The organism is Bradyrhizobium sp. P5_C12 (genome assembly GCF_054049735.1).
This window is the reverse complement of the sequence record NZ_JBFULU010000023.1, coordinates 16,536-40,802: the sequence shown is the minus strand read 5'-3', so window position 1 is coordinate 40,802 and position 24,267 is coordinate 16,536. Positions and strand designations below refer to the sequence as shown.

At 64.1% G+C, this 24,267-nt stretch carries 34 protein-coding genes and 1 pseudogene; 22 read left to right on the top strand and 13 right to left on the bottom strand.

What is annotated here, in order from left to right; all coding sequences use genetic code 11:
* Nucleotides 1-94 precede the first annotated feature (94 nt).
* The 3 genes from ACXJMY_RS21085 to ACXJMY_RS21075 all read left to right on the top strand — a co-directional run bounded on the left by ACXJMY_RS21085 (nt 95) and on the right by ACXJMY_RS21075 (nt 2,365).
* The gene (locus tag ACXJMY_RS21085) at nt 95-325 is read left to right on the top strand and encodes a hypothetical protein (protein ID WP_456621269.1); all 231 of its coding nucleotides are present in this window, start codon (nt 95-97) and stop codon (nt 323-325) included.
* Nucleotides 326-418: 93 nt separating this feature from the next.
* Nucleotides 419-826 carry a nuclear transport factor 2 family protein gene (locus ACXJMY_RS21080; protein WP_456621268.1) on the top strand — a complete coding sequence of 136 codons (408 nt, stop codon included), beginning with the start codon at nt 419-421 and terminating at the stop codon, nt 824-826.
* Nucleotides 827-2,197: 1,371 nt separating this feature from the next.
* Entirely contained in the window at nt 2,198-2,365 is a 168-nt protein-coding gene (locus ACXJMY_RS21075; protein WP_456621267.1) for a hypothetical protein, read from the top strand.
* Between the two features lie 807 nt (nt 2,366-3,172).
* Here the strand turns inward: ACXJMY_RS21075 and ACXJMY_RS21070 are convergent.
* Nucleotides 3,173-3,399 (bottom strand): annotated as a pseudogene (locus ACXJMY_RS21070) (DUF2798 domain-containing protein).
* An 853-nt stretch (nt 3,400-4,252) separates the two neighbouring features.
* Here ACXJMY_RS21070 and ACXJMY_RS21065 point away from each other — a divergent pair.
* Both ACXJMY_RS21065 and ACXJMY_RS21060 read left to right on the top strand, forming a co-directional pair.
* Entirely contained in the window at nt 4,253-4,441 is a 189-nt protein-coding gene (locus tag ACXJMY_RS21065; RefSeq protein ID WP_456621266.1) for a hypothetical protein, read from the top strand.
* Between the two features lie 177 nt (nt 4,442-4,618).
* Nucleotides 4,619-4,852, top strand: coding sequence for a DUF6894 family protein (locus ACXJMY_RS21060; protein ID WP_456621265.1), 234 nt, complete (start codon nt 4,619-4,621; stop codon nt 4,850-4,852).
* Nucleotides 4,853-4,864: 12 nt separating this feature from the next.
* On the opposite strand, the gene ACXJMY_RS21055 is transcribed toward ACXJMY_RS21060, so the two are convergent.
* The 3 genes from ACXJMY_RS21055 to ACXJMY_RS21045 all read right to left on the bottom strand — a co-directional run bounded on the left by ACXJMY_RS21055 (nt 4,865) and on the right by ACXJMY_RS21045 (nt 5,926).
* On the bottom strand, nt 4,865-5,119 hold the full coding sequence (locus ACXJMY_RS21055) for a hypothetical protein (RefSeq protein ID WP_456621341.1): 255 nt from the start codon (nt 5,117-5,119) through the stop codon (nt 4,865-4,867).
* 119 nt (nt 5,120-5,238) lie between these two features.
* Nucleotides 5,239-5,535, bottom strand: a complete 297-nt coding sequence (locus tag ACXJMY_RS21050; protein WP_456621264.1) for a hypothetical protein — start codon at nt 5,533-5,535, stop codon at nt 5,239-5,241.
* A gap of 115 nt (nt 5,536-5,650) precedes the next feature.
* Nucleotides 5,651-5,926 (bottom strand): hypothetical protein, encoded by a 276-nt coding sequence (locus tag ACXJMY_RS21045; RefSeq protein WP_456621263.1) that lies wholly within the window; start codon nt 5,924-5,926, stop codon nt 5,651-5,653.
* Here ACXJMY_RS21045 and ACXJMY_RS21040 point away from each other — a divergent pair.
* Nucleotides 5,920-6,384, top strand: a complete 465-nt coding sequence (locus ACXJMY_RS21040; RefSeq protein ID WP_456621262.1) for a PaaI family thioesterase — start codon at nt 5,920-5,922, stop codon at nt 6,382-6,384. The genes ACXJMY_RS21045 and ACXJMY_RS21040 overlap by 7 nt on opposite strands.
* A 119-nt stretch (nt 6,385-6,503) precedes the next feature.
* Here the strand turns inward: ACXJMY_RS21040 and ACXJMY_RS21035 are convergent, their stop codons facing one another.
* On the bottom strand, nt 6,504-6,797 hold the full coding sequence (locus ACXJMY_RS21035) for an HdeA/HdeB family chaperone (RefSeq protein ID WP_456621261.1): 294 nt from the start codon (nt 6,795-6,797) through the stop codon (nt 6,504-6,506).
* Nucleotides 6,798-6,979: 182 nt separating this feature from the next.
* Here ACXJMY_RS21035 and ACXJMY_RS21030 point away from each other — a divergent pair, with 182 nt between their 5' ends.
* The gene (locus tag ACXJMY_RS21030; RefSeq protein ID WP_456621260.1) at nt 6,980-7,222 is read left to right on the top strand and encodes a PilZ domain-containing protein; all 243 of its coding nucleotides are present in this window, start codon (nt 6,980-6,982) and stop codon (nt 7,220-7,222) included.
* Between the two features lie 328 nt (nt 7,223-7,550).
* Here the strand turns inward: ACXJMY_RS21030 and ACXJMY_RS21025 are convergent, their stop codons facing one another.
* A complete protein-coding gene (locus ACXJMY_RS21025; protein ID WP_456621259.1) occupies nt 7,551-7,781 on the bottom strand; it encodes a hypothetical protein in 231 nt (76 codons plus the stop codon).
* A 153-nt stretch (nt 7,782-7,934) separates the two neighbouring features.
* Here ACXJMY_RS21025 and ACXJMY_RS21020 point away from each other — a divergent pair, with 153 nt between their 5' ends.
* From ACXJMY_RS21020 to ACXJMY_RS21005, 4 genes are all read left to right on the top strand, one after another.
* On the top strand, nt 7,935-8,339 hold the full coding sequence (locus ACXJMY_RS21020; protein WP_456621258.1) for a hypothetical protein: 405 nt from the start codon (nt 7,935-7,937) through the stop codon (nt 8,337-8,339).
* A 95-nt stretch (nt 8,340-8,434) separates the two neighbouring features.
* On the top strand, nt 8,435-9,016 hold the full coding sequence (locus tag ACXJMY_RS21015; RefSeq protein ID WP_456621257.1) for a bifunctional transcriptional activator/DNA repair enzyme AdaA: 582 nt from the start codon (nt 8,435-8,437) through the stop codon (nt 9,014-9,016).
* A gap of 19 nt (nt 9,017-9,035) precedes the next feature.
* Nucleotides 9,036-9,506, top strand: a complete 471-nt coding sequence (locus tag ACXJMY_RS21010) for a PaaI family thioesterase (protein ID WP_456621256.1) — start codon at nt 9,036-9,038, stop codon at nt 9,504-9,506.
* Nucleotides 9,507-9,628: 122 nt separating this feature from the next.
* Nucleotides 9,629-9,952, top strand: coding sequence for a hypothetical protein (locus tag ACXJMY_RS21005; protein ID WP_456621255.1), 324 nt, complete (start codon nt 9,629-9,631; stop codon nt 9,950-9,952).
* A gap of 61 nt (nt 9,953-10,013) precedes the next feature.
* Here the strand turns inward: ACXJMY_RS21005 and ACXJMY_RS21000 are convergent, their stop codons facing one another.
* Both ACXJMY_RS21000 and ACXJMY_RS20995 read right to left on the bottom strand, forming a co-directional pair.
* Nucleotides 10,014-10,481 carry a DUF6691 family protein gene (locus tag ACXJMY_RS21000; RefSeq protein WP_456621254.1) on the bottom strand — a complete coding sequence of 156 codons (468 nt, stop codon included), beginning with the start codon at nt 10,479-10,481 and terminating at the stop codon, nt 10,014-10,016.
* A gap of 5 nt (nt 10,482-10,486) precedes the next feature.
* Nucleotides 10,487-10,915 (bottom strand): YeeE/YedE family protein, encoded by a 429-nt coding sequence (locus ACXJMY_RS20995; protein ID WP_456621253.1) that lies wholly within the window; start codon nt 10,913-10,915, stop codon nt 10,487-10,489.
* A 173-nt stretch (nt 10,916-11,088) separates the two neighbouring features.
* Here ACXJMY_RS20995 and ACXJMY_RS20990 point away from each other — a divergent pair, with 173 nt between their 5' ends.
* On the top strand, nt 11,089-12,258 hold the full coding sequence (locus ACXJMY_RS20990; protein WP_456621252.1) for a GNAT family N-acetyltransferase: 1,170 nt from the start codon (nt 11,089-11,091) through the stop codon (nt 12,256-12,258).
* A 4-nt stretch (nt 12,259-12,262) separates the two neighbouring features.
* Here the strand turns inward: ACXJMY_RS20990 and ACXJMY_RS20985 are convergent, their stop codons facing one another.
* Together ACXJMY_RS20985 and ACXJMY_RS20980 are read right to left on the bottom strand one after the other, a co-directional pair.
* Nucleotides 12,263-12,928: a DsbA family oxidoreductase gene (locus tag ACXJMY_RS20985; RefSeq protein ID WP_456621340.1), complete on the bottom strand. Its 666-nt coding sequence runs from the start codon at nt 12,926-12,928 to the stop codon at nt 12,263-12,265.
* Between the two features lie 83 nt (nt 12,929-13,011).
* The gene (locus ACXJMY_RS20980; protein WP_456621251.1) at nt 13,012-13,833 is read right to left on the bottom strand and encodes a helix-turn-helix domain-containing protein; all 822 of its coding nucleotides are present in this window, start codon (nt 13,831-13,833) and stop codon (nt 13,012-13,014) included.
* A 100-nt stretch (nt 13,834-13,933) separates the two neighbouring features.
* Here ACXJMY_RS20980 and ACXJMY_RS20975 point away from each other — a divergent pair, with 100 nt between their 5' ends.
* Together ACXJMY_RS20975 and ACXJMY_RS20970 are read left to right on the top strand one after the other, a co-directional pair.
* Nucleotides 13,934-14,170, top strand: coding sequence for a hypothetical protein (locus ACXJMY_RS20975; RefSeq protein WP_456621250.1), 237 nt, complete (start codon nt 13,934-13,936; stop codon nt 14,168-14,170).
* A gap of 32 nt (nt 14,171-14,202) precedes the next feature.
* The gene (locus tag ACXJMY_RS20970; protein WP_456621249.1) at nt 14,203-14,601 is read left to right on the top strand and encodes a hypothetical protein; all 399 of its coding nucleotides are present in this window, start codon (nt 14,203-14,205) and stop codon (nt 14,599-14,601) included.
* A gap of 200 nt (nt 14,602-14,801) precedes the next feature.
* Here ACXJMY_RS20970 and ACXJMY_RS20965 read toward each other — a convergent pair whose 3' ends face one another.
* On the bottom strand, nt 14,802-15,368 hold the full coding sequence (locus tag ACXJMY_RS20965) for an SET domain-containing protein (RefSeq protein ID WP_456621248.1): 567 nt from the start codon (nt 15,366-15,368) through the stop codon (nt 14,802-14,804).
* A gap of 280 nt (nt 15,369-15,648) precedes the next feature.
* A complete protein-coding gene (locus ACXJMY_RS20960; protein WP_456621247.1) occupies nt 15,649-16,374 on the bottom strand; it encodes a TetR/AcrR family transcriptional regulator in 726 nt (241 codons plus the stop codon).
* Between the two features lie 104 nt (nt 16,375-16,478).
* Here ACXJMY_RS20960 and ACXJMY_RS20955 point away from each other — a divergent pair, with 104 nt between their 5' ends.
* From ACXJMY_RS20955 to ACXJMY_RS20930, 6 genes are all read left to right on the top strand, one after another.
* Entirely contained in the window at nt 16,479-17,876 is a 1,398-nt protein-coding gene (locus ACXJMY_RS20955; RefSeq protein WP_456621246.1) for a carotenoid oxygenase family protein, read from the top strand.
* A gap of 126 nt (nt 17,877-18,002) precedes the next feature.
* Complete coding sequence (locus ACXJMY_RS20950) at nt 18,003-18,257, top strand: hypothetical protein (protein WP_456621245.1); 255 nt, start codon at nt 18,003-18,005, stop codon at nt 18,255-18,257.
* 76 nt (nt 18,258-18,333) lie between these two features.
* Nucleotides 18,334-18,909 (top strand): hypothetical protein, encoded by a 576-nt coding sequence (locus tag ACXJMY_RS20945; RefSeq protein WP_456621244.1) that lies wholly within the window; start codon nt 18,334-18,336, stop codon nt 18,907-18,909.
* A 14-nt stretch (nt 18,910-18,923) separates the two neighbouring features.
* Complete coding sequence (locus ACXJMY_RS20940; protein WP_456621243.1) at nt 18,924-19,478, top strand: inner membrane-spanning protein YciB; 555 nt, start codon at nt 18,924-18,926, stop codon at nt 19,476-19,478.
* Nucleotides 19,479-19,646: 168 nt separating this feature from the next.
* Nucleotides 19,647-19,943 carry a hypothetical protein gene (locus tag ACXJMY_RS20935; RefSeq protein ID WP_456621242.1) on the top strand — a complete coding sequence of 99 codons (297 nt, stop codon included), beginning with the start codon at nt 19,647-19,649 and terminating at the stop codon, nt 19,941-19,943.
* Between the two features lie 19 nt (nt 19,944-19,962).
* Nucleotides 19,963-20,886: an SH3 domain-containing protein gene (locus ACXJMY_RS20930; protein WP_456621241.1), complete on the top strand. Its 924-nt coding sequence runs from the start codon at nt 19,963-19,965 to the stop codon at nt 20,884-20,886.
* Nucleotides 20,887-20,995: 109 nt separating this feature from the next.
* Here the strand turns inward: ACXJMY_RS20930 and ACXJMY_RS20925 are convergent, their stop codons facing one another.
* Nucleotides 20,996-22,651, bottom strand: a complete 1,656-nt coding sequence (locus tag ACXJMY_RS20925) for a fumarate hydratase (protein ID WP_456621240.1) — start codon at nt 22,649-22,651, stop codon at nt 20,996-20,998.
* Nucleotides 22,652-22,884: 233 nt separating this feature from the next.
* Here ACXJMY_RS20925 and ACXJMY_RS20920 point away from each other — a divergent pair, with 233 nt between their 5' ends.
* Nucleotides 22,885-23,514, top strand: coding sequence for a hypothetical protein (locus ACXJMY_RS20920; protein WP_456621239.1), 630 nt, complete (start codon nt 22,885-22,887; stop codon nt 23,512-23,514).
* A 90-nt stretch (nt 23,515-23,604) separates the two neighbouring features.
* Complete coding sequence (locus tag ACXJMY_RS20915; RefSeq protein WP_456621238.1) at nt 23,605-24,084, top strand: hypothetical protein; 480 nt, start codon at nt 23,605-23,607, stop codon at nt 24,082-24,084.
* Nucleotides 24,085-24,267: the final 183 nt, after the last annotated feature.

Sequence of the window (24,267 nt, the reverse complement as noted above, 5' to 3'; positions counted from 1 at the left end):
CACTGCGAACGTTCCTCCAGCGGAACGCGGACTTGCAAGGAATGGAGCAAGAGAATTTAATGGTTCCATCCATAGCGGTGCTGAGGGCCGTCAGATGCCTGAGTACCAAGCCTGTGTGATCGGCGAGGATGGGCACATCAAACAGCGCCTCGACCTCATCTGCGCGGATGAAGTTGAAGCCAGGGAACGGGCCCAGTCGCTGGTGGAAGACGACGTCGTAGAGCTATGGCAATCCGACCATAAGATCGCGACGTTCGACCCCGACCCCCTGAAAGCTGAACGCGTGCAGGGCTGGCTCAAGAGCGACCTGCAGCCGCCGAAATAGGCGCTGGCCTGTTTCCGACCTCACTGGTCAAAGTTGATTCCGCAGTGACCCATTTTGGCTTTACGCTGCACCGCACTGCGATGGAGCTGGCCGATGTCGGACGAGGTTCGCGATCTATTCGACCGTTGGGAACGGGTCTGGCACGAAGGCCGGTACGATCTGGTCCCCGGCTGTGTCGGGCCGAACTACATCCGGCATGACGAGAACGGCGACCGGACCGTGACGCGGGAGGCTTATGCGGCCGAGCTGCAAGGCGTCCACCGGGACCGGCCGGGCATTCGCGTCGTGGTCTACGATCACTCGTTTTCGGCAGACCGTGCGTGGTTCAGGTTCTCCTTCCAATGGCCCGATCCCAAGACCGGCGAGACGCAAAGCCGCGCCGGGATGCAGAGCTACCGGATCGACGACGGCAGGCTGGCCGAGACCTGGATCACCATGCGCCCGCTCGGCACGTCATGGACGGACGTTGCGCAGGAACGCTGGACCAGCCCGAGGACGTAACGCCGCCTCGGTTGACGCCCCTGTTTTGCAATGCGGAATAACGTGGCTTTTCCCGGACCAAGGGCGTACCGTCCGACCATCACCGCCCCGCCTTTGGCATCCATCGGTGACAGAGAGTGTGTCGTGCTCCCGCCTCCACGAACCGAGGAAGAGCACCATGCAGTCCCGCCGCAGTGCCCCGCCATCCACATCGCTTTATCATCGCTTGAACCAGGAGGCGCAGCGTCTGCGCAGCCAGGCAGACGCGGCTCAGCCCGGCGTTGAGCGCGAGCGGCTTATCCGCCGCGCGCGACAAGTCGAGAATGCCTCTGGCATCAACGAATGGCTCTCGTCCCCGGGCCAGCAGCCGCCCAGGTGACAAGACGCGCGCGCCGCTACTGTGGAGCACGAGGCATGCACACCGTCTGATCTGCCTCGATCTGATCTGCCTCTACGCGCGTCCCGTCCTGACACAATGAACCTTGGCCCGCCTTGTGCAGACCGATCGGTATCCGGGATTTTGTTCGTTCCCTCCCGGGGCTGGAACAGCGCCGCCGAGCGATCGTTTTCAACGCTTGGCGGCGTTTTTATTTCCTGTCGCTGCAAGAAGCGGCCGCAGGCTCGGGGCCTGGAGGCGCGGGGGCCGTCCTGATGGCCGAAGCGGCCAGGCGCACAAGCGACTAACGACTCCCGGATTTGTCTGTCCGTTTTCCGGACACAAGCCAATCCAAGGTGTCCCAAAAATCACTTGGAAATTTGGGGTGTTCCAACTCCATGTGTTCACTTTGGAACTGAACGGCGAATATCGGCATATTAGGAATCGAGGTTGCAAGCCCTACGGTTAGGACCCGTATGCACGAGGACAGTCATGAAGCATCGCCAACGATTCAAACAGACCTCCCCTCTCGAAGAACGTCTAGCCGAAGAAGCCGAACGGTTGAGACAGGAAGCCAGGAAGCTGCCTCCCGGTTCGCGACGAGAAATCCTCCTCCGCAAAGCGAGACAAGACGAGATCACGGCTCATCTTGCCGAGTGGCTGACCTCACCCGGGTTGCAGCCGCCCAAGCCATAGAGCCCGCGCGCGCTGCCGTTACCCGCTCAAAAACGCATCGCTGGTCATTGTCGCGCGCTCGGCCGTTGAAGCGCTCAATTCGCTGAGCGAGCGCGGCGCGCATGCATGACGCGTAAGACTGCCCTGATTTGCGGCCTCGTTTTGGTGGTCGACCTTTGCGCCGAACGTTTCCGCGTCACGTCCCGCACTTCATTTCAAGATGATGCGCATCAAAGACGCGCAGCCGGGTCGCCGTCATAATTCCGCAATCCTGAGGCAACGAACCTTTCCGCGGTTTCCGGCTTTCCTTGGGATGAGACCGCCACAGTGGGATCTGGGTCATGACGGAAAATACGCAGCGCGATGCCGCTCGGCGCAATCACCTCCTGGAAGCCGCGCTCGAGGAGATGGTCAAGTTCGAACGCAAGGAAAACGAGTTCCGCAAGAAGGACCGCGAGGAGCGCGCCGCCGAGCTCCGCCTTCCTCTCCACGAGATCAAGGTGCATTAGGCTGCTGGGCGCGACCGGACGGGCTTGCCCGCCGGGTGGTCTTCCCAACTAGGTATCTAAATACCTATTTGACAGATGTTGTCATCGGCCGCGAGGCCGAAACCGCCGCCTCAATTCTACTGTGCATGGGGTTGTTTTCGATATTTTTCGAAAACGGCCTGACGGCGACGGCGCCTGCTGGCGCGGATCCGGGCTCAGGACCCCGTCGCCGTTGTCCGCCGCGCCGTTGTTTGGCGCGCCTTGGCTGTCGCGATCGTCGGACCGGTCTAGAACAGAACCAGCAATGCGATGCCGATCACCAGCACCACGAACCCAGCCGCCGTCGCGGCGGCGAATGACCGCTCTACGTTATCCATGATGCCACCCCGTAGCCGGCGCGCCACGTTTCCCCCATGGCTTCGCCGAGCGGACGGAATCTGGCCGACGGGTGTGTCGCTAATTGTGCAATCGGATGTCCAAATTGGGACCGGTGCGGGGCCAGTCTGCGGCCTCTCAGGCGCGACTTTCGCGCGCGACGTCAGGCGCCTGTAAGCCGACTCTCGTAATATGCTCTTGCCCGGTGGACCAACACCGGGCCTCCATACCCAGTCGACGACCCCGCTCCGCCCCGAGCGGGGTTTTCTGTTTGCGGGCACGGACGGCGATGGAGCCGGCCCGGATCCGATCCGCCGGCTGTCAGGCTGCCGTAAGCTGAGCCGGTTACGGTCATCTCGCTATGGTGTTGCAGCCCAGCACCTCAGCCTCCAATAACCTCTCGCCCCGCTTGGCTCTCCCCAGGCGGGGCTTTTTTTCGTCTCTGCAATCCGGTCAGCCGGTCCCCTCCTCCCGCGTCAGCCGCAGCGCGAACGCGCGGATCGCGGGCGCCGCGAGCAGCACGACCGGCAGCATCGCCGCCCATGCGACATCCAGTGCTGAACGAACAGCATCGCGCTTTGCGCGGGAAAGCTGGCGATCCCCGCCGCGATCAGCGAGGTCAGGCCGGACTGGATGACGCCGAAGACGAAATGACTGTAGCGGCGGGGAATGCCGAGCATGATGCGCCCATGTTGCTGCCGTCGTCAGGCAAGCAAGGCATGTGCCGTGGATCGCACCGAGACCGGTTCGAGGCCTCCGCTTCGGACTCCTGTCGCGCGCGTTAGCGCGACGAATTCGCCAGCGGTCTGCGTCCCTTCGCCTCCGCGCGATCAGGCCGGCACGACAACCCCTCGAACCGCCAGAAGGTCACGACGCTGGTCCGGCCGCACTGCTCGCAGGGGAGCTTCTCGTCGCCGAGCATGTAGCGTCCGCGTCTGAACGCAACCGAAGAAGCGGGGTGCCGGCAATACGGACAGACCAGCGGGAAATTCCGTGCGCTCCAGCGCAACAGAAGATGTCTCAGCCAGTTCACGCGTTCCTCTTCTCCGACATCGCGTCCGTGCCGCCCTTCAACGCCAGAAGAGCATAGATGCACCGCACGCAAAAGTGGAAAAGAGCCGCAGGAACCCGGCCTGCTGACAGCTGGCGGTTCCGGTTCCACAGGGGCTGCGCCAGCGTCCGATCCGGGGTCTCGCCGGTCCCACTCGCCGCGATGGAGAATCGCGATTTCAGCGACCAACGCGCCGAATCGTTCCGTGGTTCTCCGACCAAGAACAGAGTTCCTGGGCATTGATCCGGGTTGCAGATGCCACGCAGCCATCAGCAAAACGCCGCCGCGACGGCGGCTCCCACATACGTCGCAGCGTCCGCTGGCGCGCGCCTTTCGGTATCCGATTTCGTTTGTTTCGGGCCGCGCGCGTTTTCGCGATTTCCGTGAATTATCCAAGACTTACCGGAAGATTTCACTTGTCGTCGGAATATTATGACGCCCAACATGTTTGCGGTCATGGAAAGTGAATCGTGGAGGTGACCATGAATCACAGGGGCATCGACTTCACCGTTGCCAAGACGGCGATTCCGGGCGTCTGGCAGTGGCAATTCCGCATCGGCGACCAGATCAAGACCGGCAAGACCGAGACGAAGATTGATCTGTTGGCGATCCGGCGGGTGCAGCTGCGCATCGATCGGGAGCTGAAGGCCATCGCACGCAAGACGGCCTGAACCGGCGGCTTTGAGAGCGCGCGCTCCTCCGCCCCAGCGGGCTTGGGCTTGCAGGAAGCCTGCGGCGTCGATGGCGGGTATTCCGTAGACGCCCGGAATTGATCTGCGTGCGGTTTGGGATTGAATTAAGCACGTTATGGCCTTGGGGACCTGGCCATCACGCGATCGGTGCCAATCATGCCGCATTACTTCTTTCGAATCCGGAACGGCCGCTATTCCGGCTGTGCGGATCAGGCGACGGAGTTTGCCGATCGCAATTCGGCCTGGAAGGAGATGACCAGCGTCTGCGCCGACATGGCCGCAGGCATCTCCCGCAAGCTCCAGGAAAATTCGGAGTGGCACATGGAGCTGCTCGACGAAGCCAAGGAACCGGTATTCCGGATCCGCATCGTCGCCGAATCTTTCGAATAGGCGGCACCGGTTCTAGTCGGCGCTGGGCAGCCGCCGCATGGTGAATTCGATTTCGCCGCCGGGCAATTCGCGCCAGTCCTCGACTTCGCTCATGTAACCGGCCTTGGGATAGCGCGCGAAGAAGGCCTGCGCTCTCGCTCGCGCCGCCGCGCGCGGCAAGGTGAAGGTCTCGCGCAGATAGCCGTCGCCGGCTTGATCGGTCGCCTTGCCGCCCGCCTTGCGCCGGCGGGCCATCCGCTCGGCGAGATCCTGCGGCCGATCGACGATGCCTCTCCTCGCCAACGCCTCGCCTCCTCTACGCAACACTCTTTCGGGAATGTAGGAAGCGGGGCGGGCGAAGTGGAGTCCCCGATCGGAGGCGCAAGCCGCCTCCGACCGGCATACGGTCAGTTGGCGGCCGTGCCGGCCTTGGTCTTCTTGGGCGCGCTGGTTGCGGCCGATGCCTTCGGCGCGGGCTGCTTCGGCGGATCGGAGCGCATGCCGCCCCAGGGATCGTTGGACGCCTTGGAGTCCGGAATYTTCTTCAGCGTTTCCTTGTAGGCCCTCTCGCGCTCGGCCTCGGCGGCCTTCTCCTCCGGGGTCTTGCTCGGGCCGTCCTGCAGCAAATTGAGATTGGGCATTTGCGCATAGGCCGGTCCCGCCAGCACGGCCAGCACCACGGCCGCCATACGGAAAAGCTTCATCATCCACTCCTTGATCATCCATGGAAGGGCGGATCACCCCGCGCCTTGTCATCCTTGTCACGTCCCGGTCACGACCTGGGGGTCGCTCGGGGCCGCATGGGCCCGCTAAAGCCGGTCAGATCTGCACGATTTCGGCGCGTTCAGCCAGTCGTCCCAGATCGGGCCGCATTTGGTGCATCCGTTCAGCGCGAGGCCCAGCGCGGCCAGACAAAAGACCAGGACACATCGACGCAACATCGTCCACCCCATTCCCAAGCGCGGCATCATAGAGGGCGAAGTCAGGCATTTTCAAGCCGACGGGACCAATGCAGACCGGGTGACTTTGCCGCGCCAATGCGCGCAGAATGACCGAAACATCCGGCAACAATGGAGGAAACGACAGCAATGCCATCGCAGCCAGAAGCGGAATTCGGCATCGCCGACGCCAGACGCGTACTCGGCGAGGTCTTCGCGCCCTGGGTCCAGGATCTCAACCTCTCCGTCGAGCGCATCGAGCACGCCCAGCCGGCGGATGCGCCGGACTGGCAACCGGGCGCATTGCTGCGCATGGCGTTTTCGGAACGGCTGTGCCGTAACGGCGGCGTGGTATGCGGCCAGGCGCTGATGGCGCTCGCGGATACCGCGATGGTGATCGCAATTCTGGCCGCCAGTCGCGGCTATCGTCCCATGACCACGGTCGACCAGACCACGCATTTCATGCGCGCGGTGTCCTCGTCGGACGTGCTTGCTGATGCCCGCGTGGTGCGGCTCGGGCGCACCATGAGCTTCGGCCGCGTCACCCTGCTCTCCGCCACCGACAACAAGCCGGTGGCGATGGTGTCGAGCGCGTTCGCGATGCTGCCGGGGTGAGCTTCACGCAAAAAGGAAAAGAGCCGCGTGAACGCGAAGCGCACCGCGGCTCTCGATGACGATGATGTCGAGCACGATGCCGAAGCGCAATTGCTATCGCGCTTCAGACGCCGGGCAGCTTACTTGCCGAGCACTTCGTCGGCCGCGGTGACGATGCTGACGTTCGGATTTTTTCCGCAATAGGCCCCGAACTGCTTGGCGTTCTCGACGAACACCTCGGTGTCGATGATCGCGTTGTCTTCGTCGCCCTTGTACCAGCCGTCCATCCAGGTCAGCACCATCTTGATGGTGTCGTCGCCGCTCTCGACGAACTGCTTGCAGCTCATGGTCGCGAGATCGAGCTTGGTGGCGTGGGCGGGAACGGACGACAGCGAGAGCGCTGCGGCGAACAGAAGCGAAAGCGTGGTCTTCATCAGAATCTCCATCGGCGCGCGGCGCCACAAAAGAAAGGCTCGTTGGGAAAGTCGGCGGAGGGAATCTCCGCTTCAGTTTCGTAAACGAAGTCTGAAGCGGTGTGCAAGTAGCGCCAGTATTGAGTTTAGTTCAACGTAATTTCTATGCACTATTTCACAATCATCGTTTTGGATTAACGCGAATGATCGAGAAACGTGCAACGCAGCGGCACCGTGTTTTCAAGGGTGGCACGATCACCTTTGCAGGCAGCGGCATTGCGTGCACGGTGCGGAATCTGTCAGCGGGCGGCGCCGCAATCGATCTCGACGGCCCCGTCGCGCTGCCGCAATCGTTCACACTGTCGATTTCGCGCGACAATTTCGTACGCGATTGCCGCCCGGTTTGGCGCAGCGACAGGCGCGTCGGCCTCGCCTTTGTACAGTAGTACATACGATGTGAATGACCGTTCGCATCACGCGAACGATTCAGCGATATGCTCGCTCGATCCGACGCCGGCAGCGCCAACGCAGACCCGCGATCACGCGTGCGGCGATCGCAGGCACAATCGCCGATGACGACGAGATCGCCGGTGTGACATTCGAAGGCCAGGTTGCCGACATTGTCGGGCGTGATTTGCCGCAATGGCGAGAAGCGCAAGCCACGGGCATCTGCGCCCCAGTTCTCCCAGGCGGCCGACGGCCGCGCCACAAGCAACGGCAGTGCAACAGCCCGGCCGGATAACGCAGGCGGGTCGGCCCCCCGCCTCGCTTTACTTATTTCGGCTTCTTGGCGGGTTCGCTCGGGCGCGCCCCGCTCCAGGGATCATACTTCTCCTTGGGCTCGGGAATGCGCTCGAGCGCGGCCTTGTAGGCCTTTTCGTCGACCTTGGGCTTGTTGTCCGCCTTGGCCTCATTGCCCTGGCGCTTGCCGCCGCTGCCCATCTGCGCCTGAGCCGCGCCCGTCGCCAGCGCCAGCACCGTGGCCGCTATGACCAAAATCCTCATTGGTGCAATCCCCCTCGTCTGGGGTACAAACTAGCCTGCAATCCTGTAATAGCAAATGCCGCCGGTCCCCCCGGCTTCAGCAAATCTTGATCGCGCGGGACTTCGCCGGATCACATTCGTGCCTATCTGTTGGCCCGCAGGGGACCTTCACGGATGTTGCGGATCATTGCTCATGCGGCGCTGCTCGCCGGAGCGCTCGCGCTCGGCGCCTGCGGCTTTGCCGACAGCCGCGCGCCGGTGCCCGAGTTCATGCGCATCAAGGAAGCCGAGCAGCAGCCGCCTGAACCGCCCCCCGACGTCAAGCGCGTGGTGCGCGAGCAGATCGATGTCGTCTTCGTCACCACGTCCTATCCGCGCGAGGTGCATGTGGCCCCGCCCCATCACGAGGTGCGAGGACCGGGCTGGACGGCCTGCGTCCGCGCGCAGCTCACCTCTGCCACCGGCACCGCGCTCGGCACCCAGACCTACATCGTGACGATCACCGGCGGAAAGGTGGTCGACCGCCGGCGCGCCGAGGCTGATGACATCTGCGGATCGGAAACCTACGAGCCGATCTAGCGCGATCCAACAGACGCGCGACATCTTCGGTCATTTTCGGACGTGGTCATTGCATCGGACTCGCGCTGCGAAAGTTCGGCCGCTATAGCGGCATCATGCCCGACTTCGACGCACGGTATGAAGCTCTTCGCCACCGCGACGCCGCGATGGACGGCGTCGTCTTTGTCGCGGTCAAGACGACGGGCGTCTATTGCCGCCCGGTCTGTCCGGCCAAAACTCCCCTCGCACGCAACGTCGAGTTCTATCGCAGCGCAGCCGCTGCCGAGCACGCGGGATTCCGTCCCTGCCTCAGATGCCGTCCCGAAACAGCGCCGTTCTGTCCCGCGTGGAAAGGCACCCGGACAACCGTCGAGCGGGCGCTGGCCCTCATCGAGGCCGGCGAACTTGATCGAAGCAGCGTGGAACGGCTGGCCGAACGGTTAGGGGTCGGCACGCGCCATCTGACGCGCCTGTTTGCCCGGCACCTTGACGCATCTCCGCTACAAGTTGCGCTGTCGCTCCGCGTGCAACGTGCCAAGCGCCTGCTCGATGCGAGCGGCCTGCCGATCGCTGCCGTTGCAGAACGCTCCGGCTTTTCGAGCACGAGGCGCATGAGCACGGCGTTCACACGACTTTATGGTCGTCCACCATCGGCATTCCGGAGGAAGGCCGCGACGTCACGGTTCGAAAACGGTTGACCACGGCAAGGAGACCATGATGGCCATCAAGGCCTACGGAACAGTCAGCGCCGAACAGCAGAAGCAGATGAGCGGGCTCGAGTTCGTCCAGGGACTTGCGGCCGGAACCCTGCCTCTCAATACAATCGCGCAGACCCTCGGCTATGACGTGGTGGAGGCGGAAAACGGTCGCGTCGTCATCGCGCTCGTACCGACAGGCGCTCATCTCAACCCGGCAGGAACGGTGCATGGCGGCCTCACGGCCACGTTGCTCGACAGTTGCATGGGGCTGGCCATCCAGTCGATGCTCGACAAGGGGACCAGCCAGACCACGCTCGAATTCAAGATTTCTCTCGTGCGATCCATCACACCGGAGACCGGTCCGATCAGGGCCGAAGGTAAGGTCCTGAACTGCGGTCGCCGCATTGGAACGGCTGACGGACGTGTGACAGATGCCAAGGGCCGGTTGCTCGCTCACGGCACGACGACATGCCTCATCTTCTCGGCTTGAGATCGGAAGGGAACGATCGTGCCGACGCGCGAGCCGGTTCCAGGAAAAACCTGTAATTCCGCCGGAACGATCGCTGCCTCCCCTTCTTGTTACCGCAGAGGGCAGTTTCGGAGGAGAACACGATGAGGACATTCACGATTGCGCTGCTGGCGGGCGTCGGCGTGCTGGCTGCGGCTGGCGGCGCGAAGGCTGCGGATATCTACACGACGAGCGAATACACCAGCCCGGATCTGATTCAGCAAGTCCGGCTCGTCTGCGATGACGCCGGCAATTGCTATCGCACCCGTGGCGGCGCGCGCGTCGTCGTGCGCGACTCCTATGCCACCATGCCGCGCGACCGCTACTACGAGCGCCGCACCTATCGCGACTGGGACGACGGCCCGCGTGGCGGCGTCGGCATTCGCGCTCCCGGCGTCAGCATCGGTGTCGGCGGCGACCGCTGGTAATCGATAAGACCTGATGGACGGGACGGGACCGGACGAGACAGCTCGCCCGGTCCCGCGCATGTCAGGTTTCGAGCGGATCGGGCGGCGTGACGACGCGCGTCGGGGACGGAAGCTGCGCGATGAAGCGCGCGAGCACCATGCCCACGCACATCGCGGCGACGAAGATGAAGGCGGATGCCGAGCCAAACCCGAGCGCGGTCAGCGCCGGTCCCGGACAAAAGCCTGCCAGCCCCCAGCCGATGCCGAAAACGGCGGGACCAACGATAATTCTCCGATCGATGTCGTTTCGCGTTGGAACGTAGAATCGTTCGGCGAAGAACGGCCGTGCGAGCTTCAGGACGCGGTTGAAGCCGATGAAGGTCACGGCCACGGCGCCGGCCATCACGAAGGCGAGGCTCGCATCCCATGTCCCTCCCGGGATGCCGCCGATATCGAGGAAGTTCAGCACCTTTGCCGGATTCGACATGCCGGAGATGATGAGGCCGAGGCCGAAGGTCAGGCCGATCGCGAATTGAATGAGGATGGTCATCGCCGTCAGCTCCAGTGCCGCATCACGAAGACAGTGGCGATGCCCGCGGCCATGAAGGTGATGGTCGCGACCAGCGAGCGCACAGATAACCGCGACAGGCCGCAGACACCGTGGCCGGACGTGCAACCGTGGCCCCACACCGCGCCGAAGCCCGTGAGCAATCCGGCGACAATCAGCACCGGCGTTGCCGCCTCGATCGTCTGCGCCGGCAGGCTGCCGGTGGCGAGCCGCACCAGCACGGGGGCCGCGACGAGGCCCGCGACGAAGACGAGCCGGCCCGCGAATTCGCGATCTTCATAAGGTGGAAACAGCCGCGCCGCGATGCCGCTGACGCCGGCGATCCTCCCCGTCGCCCACATCAGGAGCACGGCGGACAGGCCGATCAGCGCGCCACCCAGGAGCGAAGCAATCGGCGTGAAAGGTGTGGCGATCATGGTGATCCTCCGGGTCGAGAGCCATTCTTTGCGTATCCATCGAGGCAACCAGCCGCCGGACGCCCGCGTGCTCAACGAGACGTTAATATTACCACTCGAATTGACGCTACGTCCCAACGGTATTTTCCAATCTTTGCGCTAAGCATGGGCTCCTGAACGGGGAACGACGGGACGTGGTCGACATCGCGCACCAGGCTGCGATCAATCCGGCATCGGCAAGGCATGCTGAGGCTGTGCGCGCACTTGTCCCGCTCACCTCCATCGATCCGGGCCAATGGCGCGCGCTGGCGCAGCGCGCGATCGAGCCGAACGGATATTACCTGCCGGGCTGGGAGCTCGCCGTCAGCGCAACCGCGCGCGGCCGCACCTCGGCCTCGGCGCTCTCCGCATGCGACGGATCTTCGACGCGGCTGATCGGGCTGATGCCGGTGATTCCGCTCTGGCGGGCCTGGAAGATCCCCCTGCCCGCGCTGGTGAGCGCGCATCCCTATGGCACGCTGTGCAGCCCGCTGATCGACCGCGATGCGCCGATCGAAGCGGCCACGCGCCTGCTGCAGCAGGCGCGCGAAGCCGGCGCGCATGCGCTGGTGCTGACCGACGTCGCGCTCGATGGCGCGGCGATGAATTCATTCAAACAGGTTCTGAGCCGCGACGGCCTGAAGCCTCGCGTGCTGTCCTCCTACATCCGCGCCGGCCTCGACGCGAGGCAGGACGGCGAGACGCTGCTGCGCGAGGCGCTCGGCGCCAAGAAGCTCAAGGAGCTGCGCCGCCAGCGCCACCGCCTCGAAGAGCATGGGCCAGTCAGCTTCGACGTCGCCCGCAAGCCCGATGAGATCGGGCCCGCGCTCGAAACATTCCTGCAGCTCGAGGCCAGCGGCTGGAAGGGCAAGCGCGGCACCGCGCTGATCCAGCATGCCGGCGATGCGACCTTCATCCGCCGCGCAGTGCCCGCGCTCGCAGAAACCGCGCAATGCGAGATCATCACCTTGCGCGCCGGCAAGATTCCGGTGGCGGCCGGCATCGTGCTGCGCCACCAGGACCGTGCCTTTTTCTTCAAGCTCGGCATCGACGAAGGCTTTGCAAAATATTCGCCGGGCGTGCAGCTCACGCTCGAGCTCACCCGTCACCTCTGCGCCGATCCAGCTATTGCGAGCGCGGATTCGACAGCAAGCGCCGACCACCCCATGATCAACCCGATCTGGCGCGGGCGCTTTGCGATCGGTGACGTGCTGATCCCGCTGCGGCGGAATGATCCGGTGGTTGCGCTCATTCACGCAGCGCTGACCGGCCTCAACGCCGCGCACGAGGCCGCGCGACGCGTCGTCCATCTGCTTCGAAAATAAGAGACTACTCCGCCGCCTGCGCGTTGATCTCCGCCGACACCTCGCGGATGGCACGCGCGAGCATATTGGGATCCTGCGCGCCGGAGACGGCGTATTTCTGCGCGAAGACGTAGGTCGGCACGCCGGAGATGCCCTTCTCGGCGGCCTCCTGCGCATCGGCCGAGACGCGCGCAACGTCCTCATCGGTGGCAAGGCGGCGGCGCACGTCGGTCGCGTCGAGCCCGACATCGGCGGCTGCCTGCACCAGCACGTTCACATCGGTGAGATCGCCGCCGTCGCGGAAATAGAGCTCCATCAAACGCTGCTTCATCTCGGGCGCCTTGCCGACCGCCTCGGCCCAGAGGATCAGGCGGTGGCAGTCGGTCGTATTGGGCTGACGTGCGACCAGCTCCGGCTTGTAGACGAGGCCCTCCTCGCTCGCGGCCGCGACGACGCGGCCGGCAATGCCCTTATAGGCCTCGACCGAGCCGAACTTCTTGGTGAGATAATCCTCGCGGCTGATGCCCTCGCGCGGCACCCAGGGATTGAGGAAGAAGGGGCGGAATTGCAGCTTGACGGGCACGTCGGGAACGAGCGCGAGCGCGCTCTCGATCCGGTGCTTGCCGATATAGCACCAGGGGCACACCACGTCGGAGACGACGTCGATCTGGAGCGGTTTCAGCGTGCTCAGGTCAGACGAGCTCATTGGCGCCTCCTTCGGGCATTTAAAGGGTTTGCACCAAGATAAGCCGAACCGGCTCCGAGGCAAGGGCGCTAGGTCATAGCTGCCGCGATCTGCTTCAGCCGCTCGGCGGTGCGCTCGTCGGCCGGAAAGAAGGTCTCCAGCGCCAGCTCCGACAGGGTGATGTCGACCGGCGTGCCGAACACCATGGTGGTGGAGAAGAAACTTAGTATCTCGCCGTTGTGGCGCAGCTTGAAGGGGATCGCGACATTGTCGCTCGACAGCGGGGCCGAGCGTGCCGGGATCGGGTAGCTCTTGAGGTCGTTGTAGAGCTTGATCAGCTCCGGATCGGCCGTCGCCTCGCATTGCCGGTGCAGCCGCTCCAGCAGATGCCCGCACCATTCCGCGAGATTGACCGTGCGCGGTGCCAGCGCCTCGGGATGAAAGGCGAGCCGCAGCACGTTGAAGGGCTGGCCGAGCAGCCGTGGCGGAATACCCTCGAGCAGCGGCGCCACCATGCGGTTGGCGGACACCAGATTCCAGTGCCGGTCCACCGCGAGCGCCGGATTGGGCTCGTGCGCCTTGAGGACGAGGTCGATCGCCCGACGGGCCGATTTCAAGGCGGGATCCTCCAGCGGACGCTGCGGGAAAGCCGGCGCATAGCCGGCGGCAACCAGCAGCACGTTGCGTTCGCGCAAGGGCACGTCGAGACGCTCGGCAAGCTTCAGCACCATGTCGCGCGAGGGCGCGGCGCGGCCGGTCTCGACAAAGCTCAGATGGCGGGAGGAGATTTCGGCCTCGCCTGCGAGATCGAGCTGACTCATGCGGCGGCGCTGCCGCCATTCGCGCAAATGGTCGCCGATATGGACGGGCTGGCTGCGCTCGGTGGGTGCGGTGGCTGCATGTGCGTTCATGGTCGAAAACCTAGCATGCGGATTTCAACCCATCCATTACCCCCGAGGTAATCGAATTGGGTCCCGGGCCGGCGCATCGTCCTTCGCACAGGAGATGACCATGATCGCGCTGCTGCTCTACCGCACCCTCGCCGATAGCCTCTTGCCCTGGACCATGACCTTCGCGACCCGGATGCTGGCGCGCAGCCTCAATATGCCGGAACCGCTGGTGCATTCGACCGGCGACTACGTCGTCGCGCAAGTGCTGGCGTTCGAGCACGGCGTCGGCAAGAGCCTCTGCCCGTTCCGTCTCGCCCGCCTGCTCCGCGCCTTCTGGCGCGGACTGCGCATGCGTTGATTTTCACCCCCGACCAACCCAGGAGAACCACGATGATCTACGCATCCACCTTCCTGCGCCGCGCCCTGCTTGCCGACGCTGTCTTCAGCGGCGTCGCAGCGCTCGGCTTCAGCGTCGGCGCCGGCGCGTTCGCCTCCCGCTTCAACCTGCCTGAAGGACTGCTGCGCGAAACCGGCCTGTTCCTGCTCGCCTACACCGTGCTGGTCGGCTTTCTTGCCTCACGCGCTTCAGTGCCGAAGGCGCTGGTCCTGCTGGTCGTGATCGGCAATGCCGCCTGGACGGTTGCAAGCGTCGCGCTGCTACTGTCGGGCGCGGTGGCGCCAAGCCTGCCGGGCGAGCTCATGGTCGTTGCGCAGGCGATCGCCACCGGCGTGTTCGCCGAGCTGCAATATTTGGGATTGCGGAAGAGCGGGACCGTGGTGGCCGCGTGAGGCTTGTTTGGTTGCTCACCACGCGCAGTCGTCGCCCGGCTCGACCGGGCGCCCCAGTATTCCAAAGGCGGTCGTCGTATGCGGAGAGGCCGCGGCGTACTGGATGCCCAGCCTGCCGCCTACGCTAAAGCTTCGGCGCCCGGGATATCAACCCCGGCGAAGCCTTGGCGTAGCCGGGTCGCGGGGCATGACAGCGGGGGCTAGGCCCGCCCGCGGCCGACCTTGCCGTTGAAGTGCTTGCCGTTCAGCTTCTTCTTTTTCGCGGCGGTGCCTTTCGCGCCGGTCTTCTTGGCCTTGCGCTCCGCGCGCGCCTTCACCTCGGCGCGCTCGGCCCGGGCTTCTGCGCGCAGCTTCTTGCGCTTCTTCTCGCAGGATTCGCACTTGCAGCCGATCGGCTTCAAATAGGCTTTGAAATAGTCGGTGCCGTAGTCGTAGTTGATCTCGTCGCCCGGCTCGATGTTCTTGATGGCGCGGATGAACACCTTGCGCTCGCGCGGGCGGACGTCGGATTCCGCGTTCGGCCGGCAGGAATGGTTGATGTAGCGGGCGAGGTTCTTGCGCACCGAGCCGTCGATGGTCCAGCGGCCGTTGAGCTCGAACAGATATTTGTTCTCGATGTCGTCCTGCTCGGGGATGCGCGAATCCAGGATCGGCCCGAAATAGCGGACGATCCGGGTCCCCTTCTTGATCGGTTTGGTGGCGAAGAGGCCGAGCCCGGTCTTGGAGCGGCCGACGCGATAAGGTTTGTTCGACGAGATGGCTGACATGATCAAGAGAAACGAGGACGCGAACGAGGCTGGAACAGCCCAAGCGAAGCCGCTCTTCTAGAACGATTCCGCGCCGCTGTCAGGTCTTCGCTGCGCCTGTTTGAACCTTGCCCACAATCAAGACGTCTGATGGCGCGAGTTCCCGCTACATCATGGCCTCAGGATGACTTGCATCACGCCCGCATGCCTGGCCGTGTTGCTGATATGCGCCGGCCTCGACTGCGCCACCGCCCAATCCGTGGGCAGCAGCTAGGCCTCGCCTGGCGTCGGTGCCGATCGGTCAGGCCTCCGGCAGCTTCCGGGTCATGGGCGACATCAGCATCGTCTCAAACAGCCGCTCGGTCGTCGTCCCCTTGGGCAGCCGCTGCAAAATATCCGTCAGCCGTCCGTCGAGCAGCAACGTGGTGAAGCCATGCACCATCGACCAGGCGCGCGCAATCGCCGCGCCCTGATCGAGCGTTAGCGCGTCTCCGCTGATCTGCTCCTGCCGCATCGCGCCGATCGCATTGGCGAGCCCGGCGAAGGAGGCCTCGGCGGCCTCGTGCAGCGCGGGCCTGGAATAGTCGAGCCGCTCGGTGCGGAACATCAGCCCGTACATGCCGGGATGGACCTGCGCGTAGGCAACGTAGGCTTTCGGCCGCGCCAGCACGCGCTCGAGCGGCGTGGTGGCGGCATCACAGGCCGAGACCATCGCCGCGTTGAACTGGCGGAAGCCGATGGCCGCGAGCTCGCTGACGAGGCCGGTCAGATCGCCGAAATGATGCGTCGGCGCGGCATGCGACACCCCCGCCTCGCGCGCCACCGCACGCAATGTCAGACCGGCGAGGCCCTCGCGCTCCAGCACCCGTTCTGCAGCCTGGAGCAGCGCCTCGCGCAGGGCGCCGTGGTGATACGGCGTCTCGGTCTTCGCGCTCGCCCGCGGCGCGGGGCGAAGCCGCCCACGGGAAGCGGATGATGTCACGCGGGTGCGGCGCGCCGTTTCGGTCTTCGTTTCGGATTTAGCCATGGACAAGCTATATGACGCAATATTGACACTGTAAAGATTTCGCTTGACGAATACGGCCATCGGCGCTACCTGATCTTTACGATGTAAAGATAGGGAGATACGCCGTGCAGCAGGACGCCATCTCTGAGCGCCGCAACAATCTCGCGCCGATCCCGTTCGAGGCCGACGCGCCCTTCCTCAAGATCATCGGCGAATTGCCGCGCGAGCTGAACGGCACGCTCTATCGCAACGGCCCCAATCCGCAGTTCGACTCGCCCGGCGCGCACTGGTTCGTCGGCGACGGCATGCTGCACGCCTTTCACCTCGAGAATGGCCGCGCCAGCTACCGCAACCGCTGGGTCCGCACCCCGAAATGGCTGGCCGAGCACGATTCCGGCCGCGCACTGTTCGGCGGCTTCGGCCGCAAGCTGCCGGACGCCCCGGCGAACCTCACCGATGGCGGCGTCGCCAACACCAACATCATCTTCCATGCCGGCAAGCTGCTGGCGCTGGAGGAGGCGCATCTGCCGACCGAGATCGAGCCGGGCACGCTCGCAACCCGCGGCTACCACAACTACCAGGGCCGCGTCGCCGGCAGTTTTACGGCGCATCCGAAAGTCGATCCCGTCACTGGCGAGATGCTGTTCTTCGGCTACAACGCCGCGGGGCCGCTGACCCCTGCCCTTTCCTTCGGATCGATCGATGCCTCCGGCAAGGCGACGCGCTTCGAACGGTTCGAGGCGCCCTATGCCAGCATGGTGCACGACTTCATCGTCACCGCGAACCATGTGCTGTTTCCGATCCTCCCCATCGCCGGCAGCATGGAGCGCGCGATGAGCGGACGGCCGCCCTATGCCTGGGAGCCGGACAAGGGCGCCTATGTCGGCGTGATGAAGCGCAAGGGAACGGCCAAGGACATCGTCTGGTTCCGCGCTGAAGCCTGCTACGTCTTTCACGTCATGAATGCGTGGGAGGACGGCAACCGCATCATCGCCGACGTCATGCAGTTCGAGGAAGCGCCGCTGTTTCCGCATCCCGACGGCCGACCGACCGATCCGGAGAAATCGCGCGCCCGCCACTGCCGCTGGACGTTCGATCTCGCGGGCAATACCGACCGCTTCCAGCAGACTTATCTGGACGATCTCACCGGTGAATTCCCCCGCATCGACGATCGCCGCGCCGGGCTGAAGAGCCATCACGGCTGGTACGCCTGCGCCAATCCGAGGCTGCCGATGTTCGGTGCACTCTCCGGCGTCGTCCATGTCGACGGCAGCGGCAGGCGGCTCGGCCATTATCTGCTTCCGGCCGGCGACACCATCTCCGAGCCGGTCTTCGTCGAACGGTCGAAGGATGCGTCCGAAGGCGACGGCTGGTTGCTCGCGGTGGTCTGGCGCGCGCGGGAAAACCGCAGCGACCTCGCCGTGTTCGACGCCACCGATGTCGAGGTCGGCCCTGTCGCGCTGGTGCAGCTCGGCCACCGCGTGCCGGACGGCTTTCACGGCAATTGGGTGGGGGCGGCGTAGCCTCCTCTCGTCATTCCGGGGCGCGACGAAGGCGCGAGCTACGATGCGCAATTGCGCATCGTAGCTCGACGCTTCGCGTCGCCCCGGAATGACAAGCGTAGATGTGTCACACCAGAGAGGCCTCCCATGCACATGCCCTCAATCACCGCCAACGCCCTTGCCGTCCTCGCCCTGATTTGCGCCGCGCTCGCATTCCAGATGATCCGGCGGCGGCGGAGCAGCCAGGCCACCTTCAGCTGCGGCGTCTTGCTACCCGTCGGCCTCTTGATCGCCTGCGCGCTGCCGCTGCTGCCCTGGGCGGAATTCGTCGATGAGATTTCCGAGCAAGCCATTGCAGCAATTCATCTTTTAGAAGTCACCTACGTTATTTTGACACTGTAAAGATTTCGCTTGACCCGGCCCACGGCTTGAAGTACGTATCTTTACACTGTAAAGATTTGCCTGACCGAGGCGGCCCATGACGATTTTCCTGATCCTTGCCCCCTACGGCGCCTACACCTTCCTGATGCTCGTGACCTCGGCCACGATCAGCGTGTTCGCAGCCTCCGCGATCTGCCTCGCCACCATCGCGATCGACGTCGCACGCGGCCGCTCGGTGAAGATCCTGACCGCCGGCTCGGCGATCGTTTTCGCCGCAATCGGCCTCTACCTCGCACTGCTCGATCCGAGGCTCAGCACGCTCGGCGTCAAGCTGTCGGTCGATATCGGCATCTTCATCCTGTCGCTCGGCTCGATGCTGGTCCGGCGGCCCTTCACGCTGCAATATGCACTTGAATCCGTGCCGGCCGAGACCGCGGCGATGCCCGGCTTCCTCACTGCGAACTACATCATCACCGGCGCCTGGACCGCGGCCGCGCTGCTGATGACGGCGGCGAATGTCGTGCTGCTCTATGTCCCGGGCTTGCCGCTCTGGTCGAGCCTCGCGGTCGCCTTCGCCGCCCGCAACAGCGCGATCTATTTCACAAAGTGGTATCCCGAATATCGCCGGATCAAATATGCTGCGCCGGCCGCCGCCCTGCCCCACTCTCATTGACGACAGGACAGACGATGAAAGACGTATTCCGCCGGCTCGCCTCCGACTTCCTCTCCACCATCGTCTTCCTGGTGATCTATCTGGCGACCGACAACGTCATCCTCGCAACGGTCGTCGCCATCCTCGGCGCCATCGGCCAGGTGGTGTGGTCGCGGATCAAGGGCCAGACGCTCGGCTACATGACCTGGGCGAGCCTCGGCCTCGTCATCGTGCTCGGCGGTGCGACGCTCCTCACCCACGACCCGCGCTTCGTGCTGGCAAAGCCGGCGATCGGACATGTCGCGATCGGCTGCATCATGCTCAAGCGCGGCTGGATGTTGCGATATCTGCCCCCGATCGTGACCGAGACCATTCCTGAATACGTCACCCTCGCCGGCTACGCCTGGGCCGCGCTGATGTTCGTGCTCGCCGCAGGGACCGTCGCCGTCGCCATGACGGGGGACATGAAGCTGTGGGCCTTCTATATTTCGGTGGTTCTGATCGGCGCGAAGATCGCGGCGTTCGCGATCCAGTACGTTGCCTTCCGCCTCCTCGTCGGTAGCCGCATACGTGCTGCCGCGCGCGCCTGAACTCCCGACGCCTTGTCCACACGCGAACCGCTTTCCCCTTCGCGCGAAAACGCCAATTTTTGCCGCGGCAAAGAGAGCGTTAGTCACGCCACGCGAGTTGGGCTATAGGCGTCCCTGGCCGGCCTTGCGGATTGGCGCAGGCCGCCGGGAAAAAATTGGGAGACGGAAATGGCCGTGGACGGCAACTGGAATCTGACCATGACGACCCCGATGGGCGAGCGCCAGGCGACGCTGACCCTGTTGAGCTCCGGCGGTACGCTGACGGGCACGCAGGGCGCCGATGGCAATTCCACCGAGATCTTCGACGGCACCATCAGCGGCGACGCCGTCAACTGGAAGGTCTCGATCACCAATCCGATGCCGTTGACGCTCGAGTTCATCGGAACGGTCTCCGGCGACAGCATGAGCGGCGAGATGGGCATCGGCCCGATGGGCAGCTTTCCGTTCACGGGCACCAAGGCCTGAACGGCTGTTCGAACAGATCATGCGCGCTCTCCGACTCATCGCGGCGACGATCCTGTGTGTCGCGACGCCGGCGACAGGGCGTGCGGACGACACCGAACCGGCGTGGCGCGCAAGCGCGCTCGCCCTGATGCCGGCAGGCTACGTGGCGGGCGCGGCATATCGGACCGACGGTTCGACCGGCTACCTCGCCGTCTATCCGGCGACGTCGAACGATCCGAAGACGCCCACAAGCGTGTTCGCCGCACGGCAGGCTCTCGTGGTCACGCTGACGCCGGATACGACACGCGCGGTATCAGCGGAGTTGAAGCCGCGCACCGAGCCCGATCCGGACAACGACGACACCGATTTCGCCAAGCTGCACGCCGACCTTGCCGGCAAGCGCGCAACGCTGCCTGAGGGCACCGAACCTTGCGATCTCGGCGCTTGGTCCATCGACAAGGATCCGAACGGACTCAACGTGCGCGCCAAGCCATCGGCAAAGGCGCGCGTGCTTGGCACGCTGCCGCCGCCCTACCGGCTGAAGTTGGGCGGCAGCGAGAACACGCCCGACGGCGGCTGGCTCACCGAATTCCGCATCATCGGTTTCAGGGACGGCTGGTTCCTGATCGAAGGTGCCAAACCGCCGGGCAAGGACTACGAGGACGAGAAGAGATATCCGCGCAATGCGCCGAAGCCCTATGCCGGGCGCGGCTGGGTCGCGTCCAACAAGATCGGCGCGACCTATGCCAATGGCGGCACGCGCATGGGCGGGCTGTTTCAGGCGCCCTTCGTGGATGCCAAATGGATGCCGGCGCAACGCGAGCTCGGCGGCGCGATCGACACCGATGGCGGCCCGAAGCGCATCTTTGCCTGTAGTGGCCTCTGGGGCCTCGTCGAGAGCCAGGACGGCGTGCGCGGCTGGTGGCGCGCGCTGTGCTCCAACCAGGTCACGAATTGCAGTTAGGCGGGTTGAGGCTTCGCCGATACCTCACTTCGTCATACGCGGGCTTGACCCGCGTATCCATCTTCCTTGAAGAGCGATGGATGGCCGGGTCAAGCCCGGCCATGACATCTCAGCCCAAATTCAATTCCTTGAAGAAGTCGTTGCCCTTGTCGTCGATGATGATGAACGCGGGGAAGTCGACGACTTCGATGCGCCAGATCGCTTCCATGCCGAGCTCGGGATATTCGAGCACCTCGACCTTCTTGATGCAGTGCTCGGCGAGGTTTGCCGCCGCACCGCCGATCGAGCCGAGATAGAAGCCGCCATACTTCTTGCAGGCCTCGCGCACGGCCGGCGCGCGGTTGCCTTTGGCCACCATCACCATCGAGCCGCCGGCGGCCTGGAACTGGTCGACGAAGGAATCCATGCGGCCCGCGGTGGTCGGACCGAACGCGCCGGAGGCGTAGCCCTCGGGCGTCTTGGCGGGGCCGGCGTAATAGACCGGATGGTTCTTGAAATAGTCGGGCAGCGGCTCGCCCTTCTCCAGCCGCTCGCGCAGCTTGGCATGCGCGGAATCGCGCGCGACGATCATGGTGCCGGTCATCGAGACCCGCGTCTTGATCGGATTTTTCGAGAAGGTCGCCAGAATGTCCTTCATCGGCTGGTTGAGGTCGATCTTGACGACCTCGCCGCCGAGCGACTGCTCGACCTGCGGCAGATACTGCGCCGGGTTGTGCTCGAGCTCCTCGAGATAGACGCCGTCCTTGGTGATCTTGCCGAGCACCTGGCGATCGGCCGAGCAGGACACGCCGAGCCCGATCGGCAGCGAGGCGCCGTGGCGCGGCATGCGGATCACGCGCACGTCGTGGCAGAAATATTTTCCGCCGAACTGCGCGCCGACGCCGAGTGACTGCGTCATCTTGTGGATTTCCTGCTCCATCTCGACGTCGCGGAAGGCGTTGCCGTCGGGCGAGCCGTGGGTCGGCAGCGCGTCGAGATAGCGCGCCGAGGCCAGCTTCACCGTCTTCATGCAGAGCTCGGCCGAGGTGCCGCCGATCACGATGGCGAGGTGATAGGGCGGGCACGCCGCGGTGCCCAGCGTGAGGATTTTTTCCTTCAGGAAAGCCAGCAGCCGGTCCCTGGTCAGCACCGAGGGCGTGGCCTGAAACAGAAAGCTCTTGTTGGCGGAGCCGCCGCCCTTCGCCATGAACATGAACTTGTAGGCGTCATCGCCCTCGGCGTAGATCTCGCACTGCGCCGGCATGTTATTGGCGGTGTTCTTCTCCTCGTACATCGACAAGGGTGCGACCTGCGAGTAGCGCAGATTGCGGCGCAGATACGCATCGCGCGCGCCTTCCGACAGCGCCGCCTCGTCGTCACCGTCGGTGATGACGTTGCAGCCCTTCTTGCCCATGATGATCGCGGTGCCGGTGTCCTGGCACATCGGCAGCACGCCGCCGGCGGCGATGTTGGCGTTCTTCAAAAAGTCCAGCGCGACGAACTTGTCGTTCGGGCTGGCCTCGCCATCCTCCAGGATCGCGCGCAACTGCTTCAGGTGCCCCGGCCGCAGGTAATGGTTGATGTCGCCAAAGGCCGCCTCCGACAGCGCCCGCAGCGCCTCGCGCGATACCACCAGCATGTCTTTCCCCAAAACCTTCTCGACCCGGACGCCCTCGGCCGTGATCTTCTTGTAGGGCGTCTCGTCCTTGCCGAGCGGGAACAGCGGGGTGTGCTTGTAGGGCGGAACGGGCTTGGACGGGTCGGGAAAGGCGGTGGGAGCGTTCATGGTCTGGTCTCGGATTGGGGTCGCAGGGCGCGCGCCAAAGGCGCCGAAGATAGAACTCTTCTAAGCCCTTTTCCCACAAATGGAAGGTTCTCGCCTGCCCACAATTGGGGATGCGGCCCTGCCGCCTGGTGCGGTCTCCAAGTGTCCCGATGAAGCACCGGGAACGCTATCGCCACCTCTGATTTTGCGATTTTATGTCCGCAATCGACCTGGTGAAAAGGGGGGAATCCGAAATGTCAGAAATTACAACGCCGGCGGTGAAGTTTAGCGAAAAGATCACCGGCTCCGTCATCAAGGGTTGGCAGGTCGGGGGATATGCGCTTGCCTTGCTCGTTCTCGCGGCGGCGACCTTGGTGATGGCGTGTCTCTTGGCTCTTTCCGGACACGAGCAGCCCGCAATTGCGTTTCTCTTGCTGGGTTCGGCCGTCATCGTGTTTGTGGGGTACAACTTCTATGTGAAGGCCATTGTCCCGGCAAAGATGGCCACTGAACGTCTGGAACAGAACGGCGCCTTGGTGGACACCGTCCAAGAGCTGGCGATCCTCCTGACCGACATCATCTCCCAACTGAACGACTATGCCCTCTTGAACACGGAAGCGATCGTTTCAACGGTCGAAGGCGTGAAGGAACGAATCGCCAGGTTGCCAGGCGGCAGCCTGCTGGTTGGTTCAAGCTACTTTGCAAAGGGAGAGAACCTGGCAAAGGGCGTCCGCCAGGTCGCGGCAAGTTCGCGCGGCGTCGTCGCGGACGTTCGCGATTCCATCACCAAGGCCGACGTGTCGCGGATTGGCAGGCATCTGGAGGATTTGAAGCAGCTGAAGCAAACAATAGAAAAGGAGCTTCTCAGCGCCCAGGGCGCTTAAACAGCACAACCCTTCGCAATAGGCCTGATCGAAGGTCTTGCATGGCCTCGGCGTACAGGCTTTTATGCGCCCTCCAAGGGGCTTTTCATCATGATTTTGAAACCGAACGTCCGCGGCGCGCTCCTGCTTGCCGCCGCCATCACCGGCCTTGTCACCCTCGTCTCGCCTGCGCGCGCGGACCAGTGCGACGACATCGCAAAGCAGCTCGCGAGCGGCGTCGACAGACTGAAGGTCAACTTCAAGGCCGCCAATATCATCTACCTGACGCACCCGGCAGCGAAGGAGCTTTCGCTCGGCTGCCGCGCGCAGGGACAGAACTATTCCAACGAGCTCTATGCCAAGGGCGACCGCAAGCCGACGCCGCAGTTCTATGACCTGGTCGGGTCCGCGGCGGCGATCATCTTCACGGTGCCGAAGGACGACACCACGAAAGGCGCGACCCGCTGCCTGAAGCGCATGGGCCTGCTCCGCGGCGACAAGGTGTCGATGCGCTTCAAGCGCCTCAACATGGAGTGCTCGCGCACCAAGACGGAAGCGTCGATCGCGATCACGCGGCCGAAGGACGAGTAGGCGCTCATACGTCTCGCTATTGCCGCGGGCGCAGTGCACACGTGTCGCTGCGCAGCCGGCCACGTACTCCGTTATTGCGAGGAGAGGTCTCGCCGTCTCTCTGACATGGCACGACGAGGCACAGAAGAGCCCATCCCACCGCACCATATCCCTCGCATTTTACCGATTGCCTTGACGGAAGTT

Coding starts and splice junctions, on each gene's coding strand:
- ACXJMY_RS21085 (WP_456621269.1), top strand. CDS start 95: ATGCCTGAGTACCAAGCCTGTGTGATCGGCGAGGATGGGCACATCAAA.
- ACXJMY_RS21080 (WP_456621268.1), top strand. CDS start 419: ATGTCGGACGAGGTTCGCGATCTATTCGACCGTTGGGAACGGGTCTGG.
- ACXJMY_RS21075 (WP_456621267.1), top strand. CDS start 2,198: ATGACGGAAAATACGCAGCGCGATGCCGCTCGGCGCAATCACCTCCTG.
- ACXJMY_RS21065 (WP_456621266.1), top strand. CDS start 4,253: ATGAATCACAGGGGCATCGACTTCACCGTTGCCAAGACGGCGATTCCG.
- ACXJMY_RS21060 (WP_456621265.1), top strand. CDS start 4,619: ATGCCGCATTACTTCTTTCGAATCCGGAACGGCCGCTATTCCGGCTGT.
- ACXJMY_RS21040 (WP_456621262.1), top strand. CDS start 5,920: ATGCCATCGCAGCCAGAAGCGGAATTCGGCATCGCCGACGCCAGACGC.
- ACXJMY_RS21045 (WP_456621263.1), bottom strand. CDS start 5,926: ATGGCATTGCTGTCGTTTCCTCCATTGTTGCCGGATGTTTCGGTCATT.
- ACXJMY_RS21035 (WP_456621261.1), bottom strand. CDS start 6,797: ATGAAGACCACGCTTTCGCTTCTGTTCGCCGCAGCGCTCTCGCTGTCG.
- ACXJMY_RS21030 (WP_456621260.1), top strand. CDS start 6,980: ATGATCGAGAAACGTGCAACGCAGCGGCACCGTGTTTTCAAGGGTGGC.
- ACXJMY_RS21025 (WP_456621259.1), bottom strand. CDS start 7,781: ATGAGGATTTTGGTCATAGCGGCCACGGTGCTGGCGCTGGCGACGGGC.
- ACXJMY_RS21020 (WP_456621258.1), top strand. CDS start 7,935: ATGTTGCGGATCATTGCTCATGCGGCGCTGCTCGCCGGAGCGCTCGCG.
- ACXJMY_RS21015 (WP_456621257.1), top strand. CDS start 8,435: ATGCCCGACTTCGACGCACGGTATGAAGCTCTTCGCCACCGCGACGCC.
- ACXJMY_RS21010 (WP_456621256.1), top strand. CDS start 9,036: ATGGCCATCAAGGCCTACGGAACAGTCAGCGCCGAACAGCAGAAGCAG.
- ACXJMY_RS21005 (WP_456621255.1), top strand. CDS start 9,629: ATGAGGACATTCACGATTGCGCTGCTGGCGGGCGTCGGCGTGCTGGCT.
- ACXJMY_RS21000 (WP_456621254.1), bottom strand. CDS start 10,481: ATGACCATCCTCATTCAATTCGCGATCGGCCTGACCTTCGGCCTCGGC.
- ACXJMY_RS20995 (WP_456621253.1), bottom strand. CDS start 10,915: ATGATCGCCACACCTTTCACGCCGATTGCTTCGCTCCTGGGTGGCGCG.
- ACXJMY_RS20980 (WP_456621251.1), bottom strand. CDS start 13,833: ATGAACGCACATGCAGCCACCGCACCCACCGAGCGCAGCCAGCCCGTC.
- ACXJMY_RS20975 (WP_456621250.1), top strand. CDS start 13,934: ATGATCGCGCTGCTGCTCTACCGCACCCTCGCCGATAGCCTCTTGCCC.
- ACXJMY_RS20970 (WP_456621249.1), top strand. CDS start 14,203: ATGATCTACGCATCCACCTTCCTGCGCCGCGCCCTGCTTGCCGACGCT.
- ACXJMY_RS20965 (WP_456621248.1), bottom strand. CDS start 15,368: ATGTCAGCCATCTCGTCGAACAAACCTTATCGCGTCGGCCGCTCCAAG.
- ACXJMY_RS20960 (WP_456621247.1), bottom strand. CDS start 16,374: ATGGCTAAATCCGAAACGAAGACCGAAACGGCGCGCCGCACCCGCGTG.
- ACXJMY_RS20950 (WP_456621245.1), top strand. CDS start 18,003: ATGCACATGCCCTCAATCACCGCCAACGCCCTTGCCGTCCTCGCCCTG.
- ACXJMY_RS20945 (WP_456621244.1), top strand. CDS start 18,334: ATGACGATTTTCCTGATCCTTGCCCCCTACGGCGCCTACACCTTCCTG.
- ACXJMY_RS20940 (WP_456621243.1), top strand. CDS start 18,924: ATGAAAGACGTATTCCGCCGGCTCGCCTCCGACTTCCTCTCCACCATC.
- ACXJMY_RS20935 (WP_456621242.1), top strand. CDS start 19,647: ATGGCCGTGGACGGCAACTGGAATCTGACCATGACGACCCCGATGGGC.
- ACXJMY_RS20930 (WP_456621241.1), top strand. CDS start 19,963: ATGCGCGCTCTCCGACTCATCGCGGCGACGATCCTGTGTGTCGCGACG.
- ACXJMY_RS20925 (WP_456621240.1), bottom strand. CDS start 22,651: ATGAACGCTCCCACCGCCTTTCCCGACCCGTCCAAGCCCGTTCCGCCC.
- ACXJMY_RS20920 (WP_456621239.1), top strand. CDS start 22,885: ATGTCAGAAATTACAACGCCGGCGGTGAAGTTTAGCGAAAAGATCACC.
- ACXJMY_RS20915 (WP_456621238.1), top strand. CDS start 23,605: ATGATTTTGAAACCGAACGTCCGCGGCGCGCTCCTGCTTGCCGCCGCC.